Source organism: Acinetobacter sp. YH12108 (assembly GCF_013419055.1).
GTDB lineage: Bacteria > Pseudomonadota > Gammaproteobacteria > Pseudomonadales > Moraxellaceae > Acinetobacter.
The window spans coordinates 19,683-39,142 of sequence record NZ_VPAW01000001.1 but is presented as its reverse complement, the minus strand read 5'-3'; the positions used below and the strand labels follow the sequence as shown (position 1 = coordinate 39,142).

Sequence of the window (19,460 nt, the reverse complement as noted above, 5' to 3'; positions counted from 1 at the left end):
GAAGGACAGATTTTCACCTAAATAACAGAATTAAGCTCGAGAACCTATTTTCTTCTCGGCTTGCCAAGTTGATAAGTAGCATGTGCTGAACCGTCGCAATGCTACTTTTTTTTGCCCAAAATTTGGGATTTTATCTACTACAGTCAATTGCAGCTGGGCAATTTAATGGCAAAGTGTCTGGTCTAAATTAGAGTAAATACTCTTTTATTCGTTATATGCTTCTGATATGTTTAGCAGAATAATGGACATAATCACAATTATAGAGGACAGGAAAATGTCGAGCGTCCGAAAAATATGCCAAGGTATGGCGACCATTGCAATAACAACAACAGTTCTAACAGGATGTTCTCAGGTCATTAAAACCGGTGCCAATGTGGCGCTGGGCTTCACTGAAAAGCATATTGTTCCACCAATCCTGGCGATGGATGATGCCGAGATGGTGTGTAATTCCGGGAATTCTTTAACACCGGCCATCATGTCGACTAAAGAAATGGGGGCTGATCCGACTCGTGTCGCAGTACTGATGTATTCTGCAGCCGGGATTTGTGCCGAGCAGAAAGCACTGGATGCAGAGCTGCGGTATCTGCGTGCTTCTAAAGTCAACCAGGTGACTGAAGCTCAGGATGCGCGGATTGAGCAGAAACGCTGGGCTGCACTGGCTGCACAACGCCAGTACACGGGTTATCAGTTATTCCAGACCCGTTATGAGAAAAAATATAAAAAAGCGCTGGGTGAAGGCTGTCCACGCATGAACAGTGATATTGAACAGACAGTTTATCTGCTGGGCATGCTAAGTGGCTTGCAAGCCATGACCAATGACATTAACTCGGGTGGGGCCGTACAAGTACCCAAAGATATTGCGGCTGTGGTCGAGCGTGGCATGACCTGTCTGGATAATACCAAATTCTGGGGCGCACCAAATGCAACTCGTGCTGTGATCTGGACTTTATTGCCAGGGGCAGGTGATGGGAAACCTGATCCTTACCAAACTCTGAAACAGTCAGTACAAATTGGTGAGCAAAAAGGTGTACGTTTATCACATGCCTTATATGCTGTAGCGGCACAGGCCAGTGGGGATGATGCCAAAATTCGTGATGCGTTAAGAACCTTTGATCAGGCACGTAGTGATGAGAAGCCGGTCAATCCTCAGTTCAAGCTGATCGACAGTATGGCTGCCATTATGGTGAATGGTATTTCTGACCGTTACTGGACTGAAAATACCGGTATTCGTAGTGCAGATGATGGCATGCAGACCTTCTGGGATGAAACAGATAATTCTTCAGAACTGGATGATCTGTTTAGCGCTGACCTATAAATTAATGAAAAATTAAGTGAATGATGCTCATAGAGGTCATTTTCAATATGCTGAAAGGAGTTCAAGGAGCCGATGCAAGATCAACATCTTCGACGAAAAATTATTTTTCTGGCGGCTTTTGTCTCTCTTTCAGCGAGTTTGCAAATCTTTAACGATGCTTTCATCTACTGGCAGGAAAGCCTGCTCGGGGAGTTTTGGCGGCTCTGGACCGCGCACTGGGTGCATGTCGGCTGGGCCCATTATTTTCTGAATATTCTTGCCTTTATCTGTCTACCTTTCATTTTCCCCCGTGCATCTGTGTGGCATTTCGTCTCGATTCTTTTGATTCTGCCGCCGTTGATCAGCCTGAGTTTTTATTTTTTCCTGCCAAATATTGAAGCATATGCAGGACTATCCGGGGTATTACATGGGGCTTATGTCGCAGTCGCCTGTGTGCATCTGCTTTATCAACGCGAACGTGGATTTGCCGTGCTGGTATTATTTTTAATCTTTGCCAAACTGATTTGGGAAAATACCATTGGAAATCAGGAAACTGCACAACTTATTGGTAGTCCGGTACTGGTCGAAGCGCATTTATTAGGGGTGATCTGGGGAGTGGTAGTCGCATTGCTCTATATCTTGGGCAATTATGTCCAGGATAGCTGAAACTGTTGGCAGAAAAGACAAAAAGAAAAGATAAATTGTCATTTTTATTCTGCTGATTTTCATGCAGAGTCAAAACAGAAAATAATGATACTGACCCTTGTAAAGGAATTTTCGGGGCAGACAGGAAGACCAGCGCTTAAAAGAATGTAAGGCGCGAAAACAAGAATAGGAAAATACATGCACAACGATAATCAAAACAGATCGGGATTAGGTCTGTTACGTTATATCTGGACAGAGTGGATCTCGACCTTTGTCGTGCTCATCTTGCTCTTACTGACCTTGGTGATTGGAACCGGGGAAATGATTCATGGTCAGTTGCTGCGTATGGGCGAGCGTCTGTATGGTGATCCGGCGACAGGCATGCAGTATTCGTTTTTGCGTGCTGAACCGAAAGCGCCTCAATGTGATCGTAATATTAATGTCGATCAAAAAGTTCAGGAGCAGATGAAAGCAGATGCCGCCGATGAATATGCCGATTTCTTCGGCGTACGTTCTGAAGCGGATGTACGTGCTGCAGTGATGCAGGCACAACAGGTTTGTGAAGAGTCTTACCAGTTCTATGATAAGGCGATAACGCATATTGAAGCGCATCCAAGTATTCGCGCCTATCGCAGTTTTGAAACTTCATTCTTTGGCATTTTCAAGTTCGGGACTGAAAACCGTGCCTTGCTGCTCATCATTATGGTGGTATTTGCTGCAATCAGCGCGACATTGAAAACCCATCATATTGGTCTACGTAGTCCAGCCACTCGTATCGACTTTAAAGTCTATTCTGTGGCGATGCTGATCGCGAACAGTTTCCTGGTCTATTCTTCCTATAGCCAATATATGTCGGTGCTGAATTCCGGGGTGCCAATGGGAGACATGAAGTATGTCTACTGGCTATGGATGATTCTCTTTGGGACATTGACCCTGATCAGTTTGTATCAAGTCATTAAGCCACCTCAGGCGACCCGAGAAGGGGGCAGTTTCGGGCTGGCTTTCTTAAGCGTGCCACTGTATGCCTATATGGCCATCAGTACCGGATTTAACTTTGTCTTCTTGATGGATTACCCGATGGGTCAGGGCATCTATCTGGGGCAGTTGGTTGAATTTTCGAGCATCTTCCTAAATCTGGCCTTATTTATCTGGGCCGGTATGTTGCTGAAACAAACCCGTGTCGTAGACATGTTCCTGAATATCCTGCGTCCATGGAATCTGGCACCAGAAACCTTGACCTGGTTAATCCTGCTGGCAGCTGCACTACCAACCGCTTATACCGGTGCATCTGGGATTTTCGTGATTGCTGCAGGTGCGATCATTTATAAGGAAGTCTGGAATGCCGGTGGTCGCCGTCAGTTTGCCTTGGCAGCAACAGCGATGTCCGGTTCACTCGGTGTGGTGCTTCGTCCATGTCTACTGATTGTTGTGGTTGCTTCACTGAACAAGGAAGTGACGACAGATATGCTGTATCACTACGGTGTCTATGTCTTCCTGCTCAGTTCAACATTGTTCCTGATCATTTCGCTATTCTTTGCTGAAAGCAAGTTCCGTATTGCTGCACCTGGTCTGGCTTCACCACAGTCTGCACGTGCCTTTGTAAATGTGATTCCTTATATTGTGATTTTCATCCTGATCTGGCTGTTCTACAAATATGCTTTATCTACAGATCTGAATGAATTTACTGCACCTGTCATGATGCCAGTCATTCTGTTGATGATCGTGCTATTTGATAAGTTACGTCATGAGCCTGCACCATTACCACCAGTAGGGCATTGGGATGAAACCTTAACCACCACCTTAGGTTCAGGAAATACGCCTGCAATGGCGACTGCGGGTACAGCCATTAATGCTGAATATCGTGAAGCAGACCATGTTGAGCAGCAGGGCGGTGAGCTGGCTGTAGATCATGGTGTAAAACGTTCGACTGCGGTTGAAAGTTTACGTCATGTCAGCTTCTGGAAATCATTACACATTTCGACCAGTGAAACGGTTGGACACATTGGTGCACTGGTGATCCTGATGGCACTATCTGTCAGTGTGGGCGGCCTGCTGGAACGTATGGAAATTATGGAAGCGTTCCCGACAGATATTAGCAGTACCATTCTGGTGATTTCCATGATTGTTGGCCTGATGGTGTTCGTTGGCATGATTATGGACCCATTCGGCGCAGTGATCCTGATTTCAGCAACGGTTGCACCAGTCGCCTATCAGTATGGAATTCATCCGGTACATTTCTGGATGATTACCTTGATTGGTTTCGAGTTGGGTTATGTGACACCGCCAGTTGCCCTGAACCATTTGTTAGCAAGGCAATCTATTGGTGATGCCGAGGTGGCTGAAGCTGATGCAGAAGTCCGACATAAATCCTTCTATTATCGCTATGAGCGCTGGATTTTACCGATGATCGTATTACTGCCAGCAATGCTGATCATTGCCTATGTGCCTTATGTATTTAAGCTCTTCGGCTGGTATCAATAATTTAAACAAATAAAAAAAGCACCTTCGGGTGCTTTTTTTGTTGTGGCCTTAACGCAGTCTAAGCTTATTTTGTAAAACAGGACTACACAGTAAAATCCCACAAAAAATCAGCCCTAATCCGAGCAGGCTATAGAGATCCGGAACTTCCTGCCAGAATAAATAGCCCCATAAGCCAGCGAAGAAAATCGCAATATAGTTCACTGGTCCAATCTGACCAGCAGGTGCCAGTTTATAAGCATTGGATAGAAATAACTGGCTGGTATTTGCCAATAAACCGGCTGCAATTAAATAACCGAGTTCAGTCAGGGTATAAGGACGCCAATGCCAGAACATTGGAATCATGGAAATCAGGGTGCCGATCAAACAGAAATAAAACACAATTCGTTCTGGTGGTTCGGTCTGGGTCAATGCGCGAACCGTGACAAAAGCCATAGCAGCCAAGAAGCTGGCACTCAAGCCAATCACAGACATTAGGTTAAATAAACCGGAATCAGGCTTAGCTACGCACAACACGCCAATAAAACCGATCGCAGCAGCCAGTAACATGCTTTGAGTGACTTTTTCTTTTAGAAACAGCCAAGCAATCAGCGGAATAAAAATTGGTGAGGAATAGGTAAAGACCATGGCATTGGAGAGCTTTAAATGTGCAATGGCATAGAAAAATCCATACATCGCCGTCAGACCTGCGACAGAACGCCAGGTGTGCATCCAGAGTTTTTCAGTTTTAAAAAAGTTAATGCCTTTATTGAAGATTAAAGGAAGAAAAATAAACAGGCCGACAAAATTCCGGAAAAATACCACAGTGGCATTATCAACGGTGTGTGAGGCGAAGCGGATACAGACGCCCATGACTGAAAACAAAAAAGCGGAACAGGTCAGAAAGACAATTGCCTTAACCAGATGCGAGGGAGAGGCTACACTCATGAGGGAACTTAGCTAGAAAATCTGTGGATATTCTAGCTGAAAATCCCTAACTCATTCTGACTATTGTGCCAGTTGTGCTTCGAGTAACTTGATTTGTTCCTCTTTGAGTTTAATCAGCTCATCCGCATCACTATGCTGTTGCTTCAGGCTTTTTTCCTGCTCATTGAGCTGTTGCTGAATATCTTCCAGTTTGGCAATTTCTTCTTTCGCCAAAGTGGCATTTTCAGTGACTTCTTCTCTTATAATAGAGGCATCGACCAAGACATTTTCAGAAGTAGGCACAATTTCTTCCGGTTCAGGTTCTGCTTTAGGTGCGGCTTGTGTCACCGGTGCGTGCATCAAGTCACCCTGATGTGCTGGTAATGTTTCATTTTGCTTGAGAAAAAACTGTGTAATTATTAAAACAGCAATAATCACAACAATTAATCCACTCACTATTCCCCATAAAAGTTTAGGATTTTGTCGATGATCTAGAGTCATTTAGGTTCCCGAAATTATTCTTTTGGCTGACGGGGTTTAAACTGAATCACACCAATTTCATCCGGAACGGCTGGTGACTCAGGTTCCTCGATATGGGTAGGACGGTTTTCTTCATACCCACATTCGATACATTCAATCCATTCAGCTTCACCAGAGGTCAGCATAACGATCCGATCCAACGCCTGACATTTAGGACATTTTGCGCCTGCAATGAAACGACGTTTGATAGCCATCATACTCACCCTGTGATTTACTTAAAAACGTAGTTTAAGCGTTTTTAGAGCGGTTCGTCCAACCTTGATGACGTAACAAAGCATCTATTTTTGGCTCGCGTCCGCGGAAATTGATAAATGCGTCAAGTGCTGTATCTTTTCCGCCAACTGCTAGAATTTTTTGTCTAAACTGCTTTCCGGTTTCAGTGTTAAAAATTCCTTCTTCTTCGAAGCGATCGAAGGCATCACTGGCCAAAACTTCTGCCCATTTATAAGAATAATAGCCCGCTGCATATCCACCCGCGAAGATATGACTGAAGCTGTGCTGGAATCGGTTATATGCTGTAGTAGGTAAAACGGCATATTTTTCACGAATCTCGTTTAAGGTTGCCTGAATCTGTTCAGCACTCAATGCCGGATTGGCACGGTGAATGGTCAGGTCGAATAAAGCAAATTCCAGCTGACGCAAAGTTTGCATACCGGACTGGAAGAAACGGGCATCTAATAAAGCTTTTAACAAGTCAGCAGGTAAGACTTCCTTGGTTTCGATATGTTCGCTGAGCAGGTTTAAACTGTCCTGATCCCAGGCCCAGAATTCCATAAACTGGCTTGGTAGTTCGACAGCATCCCAATCCACGCCATGCGTACCAGCCACGGCAATATTGTCCACCTCTGTCAGCATATGATGCAGACCGTGACCAAACTCATGAAACAGGGTAATCACTTCATCATGAGTCAGTAGTGCAGGGCGGTTACCCACAGGTGGAGTAAAGTTTGCTACCATATAACAGATTGGTTTTTGCAGGCCTTCAGCAATTTGCATGCGTGAACGGAAGCCGCTCATCCAGGCACCGCCACGTTTGCCCTGACGTGCATAGAGATCGAAATAGAAACCGCCAATCACTTCGCCCTGATCTTCCAGTTCAAAATAACGCGTATCTGGATGCCAGACTGGCGCTTCACGTTCAACCACCTGAATGTCATATAAACGTTTCAGGATACTGAACAGGCCTTGCAGAATTTTTGGAGCCGGGAAGTAGGGTTTTAGCGATTCCTGAGACAGATTAAACTGCTGCATTTTCAGCTTTTCAGAATAGTAACTGCTGTCCCAGGGCTTTAATTCAGTAATACCATCTTTAGCAGCAATGGCTTTCAGTTCAGCCACTTCCTGTTTAGCAGGCGCACGGGCATGTTCCGCCAGATCACGCAGGAATTCATCAACAGCTTCGACATTTGGCGCCATTTTGCTGGCCAGTGAATATTCGGCATAGTTATTAAAGCCTAATAGTGCTGCCATTTCCTGACGTAATTTCAGGATTTCTTCCATGATGGCTGTATTGTCAAATTCAGTCTGTTCGGACTGATCTGACGCGCGTGTGGTATAGGCTTTATAGAGTTCTTCACGCAGGCCACGATCTTCGGCATGAGTCATAATTGCCAGATAAGACGGGAAATCTAAAGTGGCAACCGGCTGATCCAGTTCACGTTGCTGGCCATACTGTTTTAAGAGTTCAATATTGCTTTCAGACAGGCCCGCTAATTCTTCTTCCTTAAGCGGTCTGAAATAAGCTTGAGTTGCATCCAGTACATGATTGGAGAAATCTGAGGAAAGTTGTGACAAACGTGCAGAAATTTCTGCATAGCGTTTTTTGGCTTCACCCTCTAGAGCCACACCTGACAATTTAAAGTCACGTAGCGCCAGTTTAATTGCACTTTGCTGAGCTTCCGGCAGTTCATTGAAGACCGGTGCATCCTGTACATGCTGATAGGTTTGATATAGCGCCGTATGCTGGCCCAACTGGGTATAGTAATCACTTAGACCCGGTAATAATGCCTGATAGACATCACGGGTTTCACTATTATTCATAACTGCGTTGAGATGCGACAAAACACCCCAGGACTCGCTCATATTATTTTCTAACGTATCAACCTGTTTCAGAACCGCAAGTTGCTCCTGGACAGTATCAGGTGTCTGGTTCAGTTCATTTAGAAATTGCAAACCTTGCTGAATGCAGTTTTCAATTTTTTGTTTAAGATCTGCCAGGGTAATCTGATCAAATTGTGGAACGGGTAAAGTTGCTTTTTCTAATGTCATGTCGTTTCTGCCGAAGTCATTTCCTATGTTAAATCTAGATGTAGGGCTTATTGGCAGGGAAATCAAGCTATCTATAATTTTTTCTCAATTTTTTGATTTAAGGTTGTTAAAGATTTATTGATATTTTTTAATTGTTCTAAGATGCCGCCATTGGATGAAGGAAGAGATTCTAGTTCATTTATATCGATAATAGAGATATTAGTGATTTTGGTTTTCCACAGGTTCAAAGGATGTTTATAAGAATAAGTCACAGTGAAGGTGATAGATGTATTATTTAATGATTCTTTAAGACCTCCATATTGTCCCCAATCGTATATGTAACTTTGATTAGGTGGAAATACTTTTATTCCATTTTTAAAAATACCAGAATCAAAATATTGCTTATTAGAAGTTAATTTCTCAATTCCAAATGCTGCTTGAGGAATAGGCTGGTCGCTAAAGACTCTTACATTGTGAGCGATAGATTTACCGATATTTTTAACATGAAGTTGAATTAAAGATTCTTTTCCATAATGAGGTGTAGCAAAAATAAGAATCTGTGGCTGTTGATCTGATTTAAACACTGCATAGGTTACAAGTAGAGCTGTGAGGGAAATGATCAATGTAAGAATATTAACTGTATCCAATTTATAATTTTCCTTTTAATTAGTATATTGATTATAAATAAAAAGAGCGCCGTAGCGCCCTTTTTATGATCATTAGAAATTATTCAGTCTTGGTTTTTGCATTCGACTTTTTCTTTTTGATCTTGGCTTTTTTCTTCACTTTATCTTTAGTCTTTGCTTCAGACTTTCCTGCAGATTTTTTAGCAGGCTTTTTGCTGTAGGAACTGGGTTTGGATTTGTCTTTTTTGCGTCGTATGGGCTGTTCTCCATCATCACTGGGCTGGGCTTTTTGCGCACGCTCATGATTATTGAAGACTTCCTCTTTTGCTTCCGGACGTGGTGCAGGTTTTTTTTCTGCGACACGTGGAGCACGGGCGCGAATTGGACGACCCGCATGAGTCAGTTGCTGGATCAGTTCAAAATCAATTTTGCGTTCTTCCAGATTGACTCCAGCGACCTTGATCTTGACTTCATCGCCCAGACTGAAGATTTGACCACGGTTCTGGCCGACCAGACTCTGGCTGCTTTGATCAAAGACAAAGAAGTCATCGCCTAACTGGCTGACATGCACCATACCATCGACATAGAGGTCTTTCAGCGTGACAAACAAACCAAATTCAGCCGTTGCACTGATAATGCCAACAAACTCTTCACCAAGATGTTGCTGCATATAGTGACATTTCAGCCAAGTCGTTACAGAGCGGGAGGCTTCATCAGCACGGCGTTCTGTCGCTGAGAAATGCTCACCGGCATCATCTAAAGAGGCACCTGAAATTGGATATGGCTTTTTACTCAAATGAGCTTTGATGGCACGATGTAATAACAGATCCGGATAACGGCGAATTGGAGAGGTGAAGTGTGTATACGCTTCATAGGCCAGACCAAAGTGGCCAGCATTGTCGGCACCGTAATAGGCTTGCATCATGGAACGTAATAACACGGCATGAATACTTGGCGCATCAATCCGGTCTTTGGTCGCTTCAATCACCGCTTGATAGTCAGCTTGGGTTGGCTGTTCCGGGAATGGCAGACCCAGCAGTTTCACGAAATCACGAACTTTCTGGATACGTGAGAACTCAGGGGGTTGATGCACCCGGTACAGCATCGGTATTTCATTTTTCAATGCATATTCAGCTGCTGCAACGTTGGCTAGCAACATACATTCTTCAATCAGCTTATGCGCGTCATTGCGGGTACGTGGCAGAATTTCATTAATACCACCCAGCTCATCGAAAGTCATATAGGTTTCAATGGTTTCAAATTCCATTGCATTACGTTCAGCACGCAAGCCTTTTAGAATCTGATACAACTGAAACAGGGTATTTAGTGATTTACGTACACTACGATCTTCAGTGATTGCTGTACTGTCACCTTCAAAATACTTCGCGACCTGATCATAGGTCAGACGTGCCTTGGAATGCATGACTGAAGGATAGAATTCATACCCGGTCACTCGGCCAGCACGTGACAGTTTCAGGTCGCAAACCATGCACAGACGGTCGACATTCGGATTTAAAGAACACAGGCCATTAGAGAGTGCTTCAGGCAACATTGGTAAAACAAAGTGCGGGAAATACACGGAGGTCCCACGTTCTTGCGCTTCATCATCGAGTGGTTTGCCCGGACGTACATAATGACTCACATCAGCAATCGCTACGACCACACGATAGCCACCACCCGGACGTTTTTCTGCATAAACCGCATCATCAAAGTCACGTGCATCTTCGCCGTCAATGGTGACAAGCGCTAAATCACGTAGATCGACACGGCCGTCACGGTCTTTGGCAGAAGGCTCTTTAAAGCTTTCCGCTTCTTTCAAGACTTCTTCAGGGAATTCATATGGCAGGCCATATTCCAGAATAGTCTGTGGAATGATGATTTCGGTATCGGCTTTGTCTGCCATCGACTGCACAATATGGCCAGTCGCAAATTCTTCTTTAGTCGGGTAGGTGTCAATTGCCACGCGGATTGAATCGCCGACTTTGACCTGGGCATGCTCGATCAGCTCTTTTTCTAGAGTAATAGGCTGATGTGCATTTGGATTAGCTGGCTGAACAAAATATTCGCCTTCATATTCAGACACTTTACCAATGATCTGTTTGACACGATGCTGCAAGACTTCGGTAATAAAGCCCCAGGCTTTGCCTTTGCGGTCTACTGAGGTCTGACGGACTTTGACACGGTCACCGTTAAAGACCTGACGCAATTCACGCTCAGGTAAGAGCAGGTCATCTTCACCTGAAATATTGGCTGTGCCGCTTCCCTTGGAGTTGATATACACCGTTGCTTCATGCTCAGGCTGTTCCGCCGCGATCTGGAACTTGTAACCGTCTTTCATTAATTGCCCGTCACGTACCATCGCGATCAGACGATGGCTCAGGGCATCAATACTTTTTTGATCGGCAATTTCAAAATATTCCACCAGGTCGGCATGGGACAGGGCAGTTTTTTCTTCTATAGTTTCGAGAATCAGGGTACGGCTTGGAATAGGGTTGTCATAACGTTCGGCTTCAGCTTTTGCTTCAGGATCGACCCAATTTTTCATCATATCTTTAAAGTGTCCTTGGAGATAGGTTTAGCATAAGTCATGTCAGTGCAGACTGCACGTAAATGATTGCAATAATCTGTTTAAGTTTTCGATTTTTGGCTAATTTTAGATAACTGGAAATTTATCGGGTTTTTCAGGACTTAAATGACTAAAAACAGGGAAATTGTTTAAAAAGTATTTAAACGAGCAAAAATATGCAGTTTTTTTTCAAGCTGTGCTTGCAGTGCTATGCCGAAATTTGTATTATGGCGGCACGTTACGGTGAGATGGGTGAGTGGCTGAAACCACGTCCCTGCTAAGGACGCATACGGGTAACTGTATCGAGGGTTCGAATCCCTCTCTCACCGCCACTTTACTTATGTCGCGCTCATAGCTCAGCTGGATAGAGCACTTGGCTACGAACTAAGGGGTCGGGAGTTCGAATCTCTCTGAGCGCACCAATAAGTAAATCGGAAAATAACGCAGTCTATAAAGACGACACAAGTTACGCGCTCATAGCTCAGCTGGATAGAGCACTTGGCTACGAACTAAGGGGTCGGGAGTTCGAATCTCTCTGAGCGCACCAACTTGAACAATGAACCGCACATGTTGCGGTTTTTTTGTGCCTAAAATTTACAGAATCCGCCTGAATCACATGCTAAAAATAAATCCTAGATGACTCAATAAAAATAAGGGCATTGTGATGAGAAAAATTATTGTCCAGGAATTTCTGACTCTAGGCGGTGTAATGCAGGCACCCGGCGGTCCGGAAGAGGACATATCTGGAGGCTTTCAATATGGTGGCTGGGTGGCGCCGTATTTTAGTGCTGAACCCGATCCAGCATTTGATCACATCATGCAAAAATGGATGCAGTCTACCGATATTTTGATTGGTAAGAATACCTTTCAGATTTTTGGACCTTACTGGCCGAAGCATGCTGAAGACTGGCCAGGAATTAATGAGGTGAATAAATATGTGCTGTCCACCAGTCTAGAGCGCTCGGACTGGCAAAATACGATCTTTCTAAAAAGTATTGATGAGATCATTAACCTGAAGGCTTCAGGGAAGGGGAATATTCGGGTGTATGGCAGTGCCGCAGTGGCACAGGCACTTTTTAAGCATAATCTTGTGGATGAACTCTATCTAATGACCTTTCCTATAATATTGGGCAGAGGAAAACGTCTATTTGCTGAAGACTCTATGCCAGGAGCATTTGCAGTGACAGATCATCAAGTTACTTCAAATGGCATGGTATTGAGCTGTTATCAGCGGGCAGGCGAGGTTAAAACTGGCCTGGTTGGGGAATAGCTCCATTAGGCTGTGAGCATGAATATGAGGTAATTGAAAGATTAATTTAGCTAATCCTGAAATCTCGCCAAGTCTGGGTTATTGTTTTTAACTCTAAATCGGCAGGAATTTTCATCAAAAAAACTGAAATATTGCAGTATCGTTTAATTACTGTACGTTCGGTTATGATTTTATTAAAAAACACTTAACAAGTACTGAAAACTCTATATAATGCACTCCATCAAGACGTCGCGCTCATAGCTCAGCTGGATAGAGCACTTGGCTACGAACTAAGGGGTCGGGAGTTCGAATCTCTCTGAGCGCACCAATCTTGATAAAGAATTCTGAAAAAACCGCACATTGATGCGGTTTTTTTACATCTGTAGTTTTTTAATTTTTCATATAAAAAGCCAATAATTAGGAATGAACTTAAGATTTTAATTTCTGCTGTATTTTCAAGGCGTAGACCGTATTGCCACCAACAGCCGGCAACATGTCATGATAGGGAAGGCTGCGCATGGCTTTCAGTAAAAAAGGCGCCTGATCATGAATTTTCATGGAACTGGTGATTTGGAATAGCGTTCCCTGAGATTGCGGCAAAAGCTTCATTCCACCCCGTACAAATTTTAAATCTCCGCCATTAGCATAGAACTGGTTTTGTAAGGTATTTGGCTGTTCAAAACGCATTTTAAAATTAAAGGGAATCTGAATGACGCCCAAGCCGACTGATACCTTGTAGTTGGCATCAATACTTTGCGGGTTGACTGGGTTCAGTTCCACTTTTTTGATTTGTCGCGGAAAGAGTTTCTGGCTGGCCTGAGCCGATAACCAAGGCTGCAGCTTCTCAGTTGGATGTGAGAAATATTGATAGGTAGTACTGAATCTTAGATTTTCTGAACCTTTACCGGCCTTGACCTGATAATTGGGCAAAATAAAGCTGACAGGTTGTCCTGATTTTTGACTAAGCTGGGCAATTTTCTGAGTTTGCTGATTGCTGAGCTGAACTTGGGGTATTGCCGTATTTAAAATTGTAGCAGCAGGATATTTAAAACGCTGTTGTAAAGCTTCAAGCAGAAAGGCATTGGTGCCAGCAGGAATGCCGAGTTTGGCTTCCGGCAGGGCATTTAGAATCTTGCTAAATAGAAAACCTTGCGGCTGGTTTAGATCACCCCATTGCGTCACCGTTACTAAGGTTTTATTGGGGCTCAGTGCAAACCATTCCAGCTTTCCGGCCCCATAGGGAATTGGCGCGTCCAGAATTAGTGTGCTGATACTGTTATTTTCCAGATGATGCTGCATCACTACAGTTTCTTTAAAGTTTAAGACCGGGATTGGAGTGGGAATATGCACCTGATATTTGACTTGTTGAATGCTACCTTGCTGTTCAATCACCTTGGCGGATTTTAGGGTCGGAAACAGGCCGACATAATTCGGATAATGTTGCAGTAATTTTTCGACTTGTGCTTCGGATGCAGGCAAGACTACAGCCGCACTATAAAACTGGGATTTGCTACTAGAAGCCGTTTTAAAAGTCGGTAGATGGGTTTTGCTGGCAGGATGCGCATAAATCAGGATACGTTCGCCAGTGAGTTCAGCCAGTTGCTGAGAATTGCCTTGAAATACATCAAGACTGCTTGGCAGATTAGGGGTCCATAGCATTATTTTTGCGAAAGCTGGTGAGATTGCAAATAAGGTACTACTCATCAGCAAATAGGGGATCAATCCTTTCATCCAATATCCTATTGTGTGTTTTTTGTTTTAATGATGATTTATTTAAAACTAAATTCAGTTATTTCCAAAGCAAAGTTATGTAATTGATAGCATAAGCCATGAGTTTTAAGCATATTTTGATATAGTATGGATCAGGATTTTATATTTTTGATGTAATGCTATGACTGAGTCAGCACCGACTTTATCCACCCGTTATTATCTTACTTTAGAAGAATCTCAGGATGGATTTGCCCTGGCCACTTTTGGCAAAAAACAGATTTCACGGTTTCTGACGCCTTTGGTTAGCATCGGGATTATTATCTGGGGCTTCTCAATGGGCCTGAATGGGGTTGGTCGTTATTATGTGGCTTTGGGTGCCTTCTTTCTGATTCTACAGGGCATCATGCGTTACTGGTTCCTGCCGATGATGTTTAAGCGCCAGTTTGTAAAATACCAGTTTGGAAAAAGTGAACAAGGCATTGACCTGTTTCAGGACTATGCAGAAATTTTCAATAACGGACGTAGCAAGGTCGTGCATTATAATGAAGTACAGAGTTTTGCCATCGGCAAACTGACCTATATGCTGGAACTGAAAAACCGTACAGTGGTGATTGTGCCAAAACGTGCCTTTAAAGATGGTACTGAGCAAAGCATTTTCGAAAATACCTTCAAGAAATAAGACAGATCAAGAACAGGAAAGAGATCATGAGTACACGTCCATCGAAAATTGTTTGTGTCGGTCGCAGTTATGCTGACCATGCCAAAGAGCTTGGAAATGCGGTACCTGATCGTCCTGTGTTGTTTATCAAGCCACCGAGTGCTTTGACTGCACTGGATGCTGGTATTGAATGGAATCCGGACTGGGGTAACTGTCATTATGAGTGTGAACTAAGTTTGCGTATTGACCGTACCTTAAGCAAGGAAAATGATCCTGCCAAAGTTTTGCAGGCAATTGGTGCTGTGACTTTAGGTCTGGATCTGACCTTGCGTGATCTACAAGATGACCTAAAGAAAAAAGGTCAACCTTGGGAGCGGGCCAAAGCTTTTGACGGTTCTTGTGTACTTGCAGACTGGATACCGGTAGCCGATGTCATTACTGACTGGAAAGATGTGCATTATACGCTAGAGATCAATGATGAGCGGCGTCAAAAAGGCGATACAGCTTTATTGATTTTTGATATTGCAACTTTATTGGCCGACATCAGTCAAGTGTTCACACTGGAAGCAGGTGATGTGGTCATGACCGGTACACCAGCAGGAGTGGCAGCCTTACAATCGGGTGATCAGTTGAAAATGACCCTAAAAGGCCAAAATCAGGATTATGTTTGGACGACATTTGTAAAGTAAGACCGGATTTTTGAGATCAAGGAGCCGAAGGGCTCCTTTATTTTGTTTAGAAAAGTGTAATGAGCAAGGGATAATTTATCAGACTGATCAGGCACGGTTGCCATTCAGTTTCTAGATATAAATTGGATAGCGTCTAAATCGTTTTTTATGCATCACTCTTTTTGCCTGAATCACCTCATCGTGTGTCTATTTTAAAGTATATCTTCTACTTCTAACATTTTTAGTATGTAGCGGCTCGAATCGAGAACAGGACTATATTTTTTGAATCATCGTCAGGCACTAGATGTCAAAGCATCTGCCATTATGTTTGTACTATGTATGTTGTGGGGTTTGCAGCAGGTCGTACTGAAATGGGCGGCCAGTGATATTTCTGCCCTGATGCAAATTGCATTACGTTCAGCCTTATCTGCACTTATGGTTTATCCTTTAATTCAGCAGAGTGTACGCCGTCAGCTTTGGAGTGCGCGATACTTATCTGCAGGTTTACTGGTGGGTGTGCTGTTTGCCGCTGAATTTTATCTGGTGGGTGAGGCGCTGCGTTATACCTCAGCTTCGCATACCATTGTCTTGCTCTATACTGCACCAATTTTTGTGGCTTTGGGCTTGCACTGGAAACTGCCGGCGGAACATTTGTCTCATGTGCAATGGGGAGGAATTTTTCTTGCCTTTAGTGGTATTGTGGTGAGTTTCCTGCTGCGCCCGCAGACAGGATCTGCTTTACAATCTCATGCCTTATGGGGAGATTTTCTGGCGCTACTGGCGGGCGTGTTCTGGGCAGCCACGACCGTGAGTGTACGTTTGAGCTCGCTGGCTGAAGCGCCTGCAACCCAAACCTTATTCTATCAATTGCTGATCGCTGGCATGGCGTTGTTGCCTTTGTCCTTTTTGACTGGACAAGCCAGTATTCAATGGACAACTTTGTCGATTTCCAGCCTGATTTTTCATACGGTGGTGATTTCCTTTGCCAGTTATCTGATCTGGTTCTGGATGCTGAAACATTACCTGGCTTCACGCCTAGGAGTATTTTCTTTTTTAACCCCAGTATTTGGCATGCTGTTTGGCGTGTTAATTCTAAATGAGCATGTCGAGATCAATTTTATTGTCGGGACCTGTATGGTGATGCTGGGCGTGATTCTGGTGAGTTTACAGGGATGGTTAAAGAAGCCTGAGCCTCAGATCAAGACTCAAACCTCTATATAAAAATCCGGTCAATGAAAATAACGACACTTAGTTTTTGGATTATAGCTTTAATGACAGCAAGGATGATTATTTGCTGAAAATCAAATCAATCTACTTAAATTTAATCCTCTCAAAAGAGAGGATTAAATTTATTTACTGCGGAACAGTTCTGATAATGGAAAATTGAGTTTTTCTTCCAGAAACTGATCAGTTTCATTCAGTTTGGGTGAGAATTTTTGCATCCAGAGATCATCAGTATGCACATCAGTCAGATGCTGTTTGCGCGGCAATGGATAAGGAAGCTGTAGATAAAAATTCCAGAAGCTGACCTGATCCAGATCGCGTACCAGCACATATTCATTGTCATCTGTACGTTTAATCAGATTCTGTTTTTCAAACATGCTGACATAGCTAGGCCAGCGTCCAATTTCATCCCGTCCCAAAACTTCTAGTGCCTGGGCTTCACTGACACTTTCACCAGTTTTCTGCTTTTTATAAAACAGTTCTAATAGATCCAGCAACATGACGATTGGATGGCGCTTATTGTCCTGTCCAGATTCGAATGCAGTCAGGGCATAGCTGATTTCCACGCCCAGCAATACAATAATCCAGGACAGATAAATCCAGAGCAGGAAAATAGGGACAGCTGCGAAAGCTCCGTAAACAATTTCATAACTGGTAAAGTTTGACATCAAAAAGCCGAACAGGTTTTTCAGAAGTTCGAAGACGATGGCACTAAACAGACCGGCAATAAAAGCTGATTTGAGCGGTACACTCCGATTGGGAATAGTCCAGTTCAGAATAAAAAAGCCAAGTACGGTCAGAGAAAAAGAAATTACCCAGAGAATAAAGGCACCATCTAGTTCATAACCGGCAAAGTTATTACTGAGAATATTCATGGAGGCCAAAGTAGAAGAAATCACAAAGGCGCTGCCCAGCAGAATTGGACCGAGTGAAATAATGGTCCAGTAACGCATAAAACCGATAATGCCGCCGCGGGTTTCAGTCACACGCCAGATCCGGTTAAAGACCGTTTCGATACTACTGAGCATCAGTACTGTTGTGATAAATAAGAAAAGAATACCGATAATAGTTAAATTGCTGGACTTCTCCGTGAAGGCATTGAGGGCTTTATCGAAAGCGATCGTTGTTTTAGGTAAAAAGTTACTATAGATCAGCTGTTGGAGCTGTTGTCGTGCCGGTTCCAATGCTCTGATTGAAGAGATAATGACCAGAAACACGGTCAGCATCGGAACTACAGCAAACAGGGTAGTATAGGTCAGTGAACCAGCCTGCTCACGACATCGGTCAGCCTCGAAACGCCGTAGTACAAATAAAATAAATTGAAACCAGTGTTTTTCATAAAAAGGTAACTTCTTTAAATATTCAACGATCATGCGCTTTCAATCTCAATTTTTTTATTCATCATGAATTTTCATTCTTCAGCTTACCCAAAAAAGTTGCGAAATACCGTATAGTTTTATTTTTTTAAGTAATGAATAAGAACTTTATGCAACCTTATGTCCTTGTTTTATATTACAGCAAATATGGCTCAACCAAAGAAATGGCGTATTTGATTGCGAATGGTGTTGAAGCAGCAGGAATGGCTGTAAAAATTCGTACTGTTCCAAATATTGCGACCGTAGTGAAAGAAGCAGAGCCGAGTATTCCGGCAGAAGGTGATATCTACTGTACTTTAGATGATCTTGCCCAGTGTGCTGCTTTGGCATTAGGTTCACCCACCCGCTTTGGGAATATGGCTTCAGAAATGAAATACTTCTGGGATCAGACCACCAGCTTATGGCTGAATGGTGCTTTGCATGGTAAGCCAGCCTGTGTTTTTACCGCGTCAGGCTCAATGCATGGCGGACAGGAAAGTACTTTACTGACGATGCTACCGCCATTGTTTCATCATGGCATGATGATCATGGGATTAAGCAATGCGACACCAGCTTTGTCTAATACTAAAAGTGGTGGCACGCCTTATGGCGCAAGTCATGTGAGTGGCCCACGACATGACCAAGGCTTAAGCCAGGATGAGAAAATTTTGTGTGAAGTACAGGGTAAACGTCTGGCCGAAGTTGCTTTAAAACTCTATCAGGCTTAAGAAATTAATTAAAAAAGGAAATGAAGAATCAGCTTCATTTCCTTGATTTTATTAATCTTCTTTTTGATCTTTTTGATCTTTTTGATCTTTTTGATCTTTTTGATCTTTTTGATCTTTTTGATCTTTTTGATCTTTTTGATCTTTTTGATCTTTTTGATCTTTTTGATCTTTTTGACTGAATCTATGTTTGCAATTCAGACACTGATAATCCAGAAACAGATTGCGATCTACAGAAACACCTGCTTTTTTACCTAAGAAGTTTCCGACCACGCCACCAGTAATGCCTACGCTGATTGCGCCTACGAAGGTTCCAACTGTGCCGCCTACAATTACCCCTAAAGGACCTGCGACTGTTCCAATGGCAGCACCAATTGAAGCACCAGAGGCTGCACCACCTACTGTACCGGCAGTGGCACCAGCTGAGGTCATTAAAATACCACCAATTTTTTTCAGATTCTTTTCGTGATCGCGTAGCTCAATTTCCGTTGAACCACATTTAGGACATTGCATAGGATTTTCCATCAGCGATTAGTATTTATTCATTTTAAGCAAATGTGTGATATGGA

Annotated in this window: 16 protein-coding genes, 4 tRNA genes and 1 pseudogene; 12 read left to right on the top strand and 9 right to left on the bottom strand. The window is 43.3% G+C overall.

The annotated features are described in order from the left end of the window. The first annotated feature begins 274 nt into the window (after positions 1-274). From FTU46_RS00220 to FTU46_RS00210, 3 genes are all read left to right on the top strand, one after another. The gene (locus FTU46_RS00220) at positions 275-1,315 is read left to right on the top strand and encodes a hypothetical protein (protein ID WP_004786877.1); all 1,041 of its coding nucleotides are present in this window, start codon (positions 275-277) and stop codon (positions 1,313-1,315) included. A gap of 72 nt (positions 1,316-1,387) precedes the next feature. After that, entirely contained in the window at positions 1,388-1,960 is a 573-nt protein-coding gene (gene rrtA, locus FTU46_RS00215; RefSeq protein WP_104425691.1) for a rhombosortase, read from the top strand. 177 nt (positions 1,961-2,137) lie between these two features. Beyond that, positions 2,138-4,420, top strand: coding sequence for a TRAP transporter large permease subunit (locus FTU46_RS00210; RefSeq protein ID WP_180104119.1), 2,283 nt, complete (start codon positions 2,138-2,140; stop codon positions 4,418-4,420). A gap of 48 nt (positions 4,421-4,468) precedes the next feature. On the opposite strand, the gene FTU46_RS00205 is transcribed toward FTU46_RS00210, so the two are convergent. The 6 genes from FTU46_RS00205 to rnr form a co-directional block, all read right to left on the bottom strand. Then, positions 4,469-5,344, bottom strand: a complete 876-nt coding sequence (locus tag FTU46_RS00205) for a DMT family transporter (protein ID WP_104425693.1) — start codon at positions 5,342-5,344, stop codon at positions 4,469-4,471. Between the two features lie 60 nt (positions 5,345-5,404). Then, positions 5,405-5,824, bottom strand: coding sequence for a hypothetical protein (locus tag FTU46_RS00200; protein ID WP_159122621.1), 420 nt, complete (start codon positions 5,822-5,824; stop codon positions 5,405-5,407). 14 nt (positions 5,825-5,838) lie between these two features. Next, the gene (locus FTU46_RS00195; RefSeq protein ID WP_171064841.1) at positions 5,839-6,051 is read right to left on the bottom strand and encodes a YheV family putative zinc ribbon protein; all 213 of its coding nucleotides are present in this window, start codon (positions 6,049-6,051) and stop codon (positions 5,839-5,841) included. Between the two features lie 40 nt (positions 6,052-6,091). After that, a complete protein-coding gene (locus FTU46_RS00190) occupies positions 6,092-8,131 on the bottom strand; it encodes a M3 family metallopeptidase (protein WP_180012366.1) in 2,040 nt (679 codons plus the stop codon). Positions 8,132-8,202: 71 nt separating this feature from the next. Beyond that, positions 8,203-8,757, bottom strand: a complete 555-nt coding sequence (locus FTU46_RS00185; RefSeq protein ID WP_180031763.1) for a hypothetical protein — start codon at positions 8,755-8,757, stop codon at positions 8,203-8,205. Positions 8,758-8,836: 79 nt separating this feature from the next. Next, positions 8,837-11,284 (bottom strand): ribonuclease R, encoded by a 2,448-nt coding sequence (gene rnr / locus FTU46_RS00180; RefSeq protein ID WP_180104118.1) that lies wholly within the window; start codon positions 11,282-11,284, stop codon positions 8,837-8,839. 260 nt (positions 11,285-11,544) lie between these two features. Between rnr and FTU46_RS00175 the strand changes: the two genes are divergently transcribed. The 5 genes from FTU46_RS00175 (at position 11,545) to FTU46_RS00155 (ending at position 12,879) form a co-directional block, all read left to right on the top strand. After that, positions 11,545-11,634 (top strand) — tRNA-Ser (locus FTU46_RS00175). Between the two features lie 13 nt (positions 11,635-11,647). Continuing rightward, positions 11,648-11,724, top strand: a tRNA-Arg gene (locus FTU46_RS00170). 48 nt (positions 11,725-11,772) lie between these two features. Next, positions 11,773-11,849, top strand: a tRNA-Arg gene (locus tag FTU46_RS00165). 117 nt (positions 11,850-11,966) lie between these two features. Then, entirely contained in the window at positions 11,967-12,572 is a 606-nt protein-coding gene (locus FTU46_RS00160) for a dihydrofolate reductase family protein (protein WP_180104117.1), read from the top strand. 230 nt (positions 12,573-12,802) lie between these two features. Continuing rightward, positions 12,803-12,879, top strand: a tRNA-Arg gene (locus tag FTU46_RS00155). 101 nt (positions 12,880-12,980) lie between these two features. Here the strand turns inward: FTU46_RS00155 and FTU46_RS00150 are convergent. After that, positions 12,981-14,282: an SRPBCC family protein gene (locus tag FTU46_RS00150; RefSeq protein WP_180104116.1), complete on the bottom strand. Its 1,302-nt coding sequence runs from the start codon at positions 14,280-14,282 to the stop codon at positions 12,981-12,983. 160 nt (positions 14,283-14,442) lie between these two features. Here FTU46_RS00150 and FTU46_RS00145 point away from each other — a divergent pair, with 160 nt between their 5' ends. The 3 genes from FTU46_RS00145 to FTU46_RS00135 all read left to right on the top strand — a co-directional run bounded on the left by FTU46_RS00145 (position 14,443) and on the right by FTU46_RS00135 (position 16,808). After that, positions 14,443-14,940, top strand: coding sequence for a YcxB family protein (locus FTU46_RS00145; protein WP_125279712.1), 498 nt, complete (start codon positions 14,443-14,445; stop codon positions 14,938-14,940). Between the two features lie 26 nt (positions 14,941-14,966). Then, positions 14,967-15,608: a fumarylacetoacetate hydrolase family protein gene (locus FTU46_RS00140; RefSeq protein ID WP_179992780.1), complete on the top strand. Its 642-nt coding sequence runs from the start codon at positions 14,967-14,969 to the stop codon at positions 15,606-15,608. A gap of 261 nt (positions 15,609-15,869) precedes the next feature. Beyond that, positions 15,870-16,808, top strand: coding sequence for a DMT family transporter (locus FTU46_RS00135; RefSeq protein ID WP_180104115.1), 939 nt, complete (start codon positions 15,870-15,872; stop codon positions 16,806-16,808). A gap of 128 nt (positions 16,809-16,936) precedes the next feature. On the opposite strand, the gene FTU46_RS00130 is transcribed toward FTU46_RS00135, so the two are convergent. Next, positions 16,937-18,184, bottom strand: coding sequence for a YihY family inner membrane protein (locus FTU46_RS00130; protein ID WP_180104114.1), 1,248 nt, complete (start codon positions 18,182-18,184; stop codon positions 16,937-16,939). 113 nt (positions 18,185-18,297) lie between these two features. Between FTU46_RS00130 and wrbA the strand changes: the two genes are divergently transcribed. Next, positions 18,298-18,894, top strand: coding sequence for an NAD(P)H:quinone oxidoreductase (wrbA, locus tag FTU46_RS00125; RefSeq protein ID WP_180104113.1), 597 nt, complete (start codon positions 18,298-18,300; stop codon positions 18,892-18,894). A 168-nt stretch (positions 18,895-19,062) separates the two neighbouring features. Here the strand turns inward: wrbA and FTU46_RS00120 are convergent. Then, positions 19,063-19,416, bottom strand: a pseudogene (locus tag FTU46_RS00120) (hypothetical protein); the annotation flags it as partial. Positions 19,417-19,460: the final 44 nt, after the last annotated feature.